This is a genomic window from Micromonospora sp. KC213 (assembly GCF_004348325.1).
Taxonomy (GTDB): Bacteria; Actinomycetota; Actinomycetes; order Mycobacteriales; family Micromonosporaceae; genus Micromonospora.
Map to the genome: position 1 here is coordinate 1 of NZ_SMKF01000321.1, position 2239 is coordinate 2239.

The 2239-nt window shown below is 71.5% G+C and carries 4 protein-coding genes; 2 read left to right on the forward strand and 2 right to left on the reverse strand.

All coding sequences use genetic code 11. The features are described 5' to 3' along the window. Positions 1-534: histidine phosphatase family protein (locus E1166_RS30245; protein WP_132343212.1), on the reverse strand; the 534-nt coding region annotated here is incomplete at its 3' end. A 116-nt stretch (positions 535-650) separates the two neighbouring features. On the opposite strand from E1166_RS30245, the gene E1166_RS30250 reads away from it, so the two are divergent. Then, positions 651-938, forward strand: a complete 288-nt coding sequence (locus E1166_RS30250) for a DUF6458 family protein (protein WP_132271144.1) — start codon at positions 651-653, stop codon at positions 936-938. Positions 939-1021: 83 nt separating this feature from the next. Here the strand turns inward: E1166_RS30250 and E1166_RS30255 are convergent, their stop codons facing one another. Next, on the reverse strand, positions 1022-1699 hold the full coding sequence (locus tag E1166_RS30255) for a hemolysin III family protein (protein WP_132343213.1): 678 nt from the start codon (positions 1697-1699) through the stop codon (positions 1022-1024). Between the two features lie 109 nt (positions 1700-1808). Between E1166_RS30255 and E1166_RS30260 the strand changes: the two genes are divergently transcribed. Further along, positions 1809-2239 (forward strand): carboxyltransferase domain-containing protein (locus E1166_RS30260; protein ID WP_132343214.1); only part of this gene is annotated, 431 nt, incomplete at its 3' end.

Consider the following 2239-nt stretch of genomic DNA (forward strand, 5'->3'; position numbering starts at 1 on the left):
GCTTCGGGCGGTGTGGCGGTGGACGATCTCGGCGGCCTCGGGAGCCAGTTCGCACCACGGGACGGCCGGGCGGTGTACCACCAGGTCGGTTGTACGCAAACCGTCCGGATCGGCCCGCTCCGGGTCGAGTAGGGCACTGAGCAGTGAGATGCCCGGGTTGTGGGCCACCAGCAGCACCGTGGCGGCGGCCGGGTCCACCGAGCGGACCAGATCGAGCAGATCCTCCGGCCGCGCCTCGTACGCGGCGGCCTCGTAGCGCACCACCGGAGTCGTCCCCGCCGGCCCACCCTCCGGCGGGGACCCGGTCATGCCCAGCGCCACGTCGTGCCAGGTCTGCCGGGTGCGGCGGGCCGGCGAGCAGAGCACCACGTCGGGTAGGAGTGCGTGCCGGGCCAGCCAGGCGCCGGCGGCGGCGGCGTCGGCATGTCCGCGCGCGGTCAGCCGGCGGTCGACGTCCGCGACGGCCCCCGGATTTTCGGCCTTGGCGTGCCTGAGCAGTACCAGTGCCCGCGTACCGCCCCTGCTGTCCGTCATGGTCCCAGCTTGCCTGATTGGGGATCGTGCCGCCGGGGTAAGTCGATGGATGCCGCTAGCTCGTCGAATGATCCCGGCGGGCGGAAACGCCAGTGGACAGCCAAGGAGGCGACGTCATGGGCATCGGTGCCGGCATCTTCCTCATCGCCGTCGGTGCGATCTTCGCGTTCGCCGTCGACGCCAATCTGGGGTGGCTCAACGTCAACGTGGTCGGCTGGGTGTTGATGCTCACCGGCGTGGTCGGCCTGCTGATCACCCTGCACTTCTGGAACCGCCGCCGCACGGTCGTCGCCACCCCGGTACGCCAGGACCGGGTCGTGGCCGATCGGGTCGTTCCGGTGCAGGACGACCGGGTGGTTCGGGAGGAGTACCGCGAGGTTCGGCGTCCGGGTTACCCGGCCTGACCCGCCAGACCGAGCTGCCGCAGAGGGAGCTGAATCGGCGGCGGAGCTGAGGGCGCCGGAGGTCGATGACCCGGCCGGGGCGGTCAGGCGAAGAGCGCGAAGTAGATCGCGATGTGGTGGCAGACGGCGGCGACCAGCGTGCAGGCGTGGAAGAACTCGTGGTGGCCGAAGACGGCGGGCCACGGGTTCGGCCTGCGGAGCGCGTAGAAGATCGCCCCGACGCTGTAGATCGCTCCGCCGACCGCGAGCAGCACCAGGGCTGTCACCCCGCCCCCGTGCAGGATCTCCGGCAGCATCGCCACCGAGACCCAGCCGAGCGCCAGGTAGAGCGGGGCGGACACCCAGCGGGGCGCGTGCGGCCAGACCACCTTCAGCCCTACCCCGGCCAATGCGCCGCCCCAGACCAGGCTCAGCATGAGGGTGGCCATCCCCCGGTCCAGCAGCAGCGCGCAGAACGGGGTGTAGGTGCCGGCGATGAACACGAAGATCATCGAGTGGTCCAGCCGGCGCATAATCTGGTAGCCCCGCTCCGACCACACCCGGCGGTGGTAGAGAGCGCTGGTGCCGAAGAGGCCGCAGACGGTCAGGCTGTAGATCAGGCAGCTCACCAGGGGTGCCCAGCCGGGGCGGAGGGCTGCGATCGAGCAGAGCACGACGCCGCAGACGAGCGCGACGAAGAACGCGTACGTGTGCAGCCAGCCGCGCATCCGGGGCTTGCCGATGTCGACCGGCTTGAGACGGATACGTGCGGAGGTGGTCACGAGAAAAAGGTTACGACACCGTAGGTTACTTGTAAGTAGTGCCACTGGTCACCATCCGACCCGAGCGTCCCCGGCCCGCGACGCCGCATCGATCGGGGAGTATGGCCACATGCGGATCCGACCCGTCGGCCGGCACGCCCTGCTGCTGGACTGCGCCGACCCCGCCCAGGTGGAGGCCTGGCGTGCCGAGCTGTGGCACCGCCGCGACGCCGGCGAACTGCACGCCGTAGAGATCGTCCCGGCCGCCGCGACCGTGCTCCTGGACGGCGTACCCGACCCCGTCGCCACCGCCGCCCAGATCGTCGGCTGGACACCGCGGCCGGCCCCCGCCACGGCCGCCGACCGCACCGTCGAGGTGCCCGTGGTGTACGACGGAGAGGACCTGCCCCGCGTCGCCGCACACTGGGCGGTCGAGGTGCCGCAGGTCGTGGCCCGGCTGGCGGACATCGACTTCCGGGTGGCGTTCTGCGGGTTCGCGCCCGGGTTCGCGTACCTCACCGGCCTGCCGCCGGGATGGGCGGTGCCCCGGCTGCCCACCCC

Excerpts from the sequence above, each read along its gene's own strand:
- E1166_RS30250 (WP_132271144.1), top strand. The coding sequence starts at position 651 with ATGGGCATCGGTGCCGGCATCTTCCTCATCGCCGTCGGTGCGATCTTC.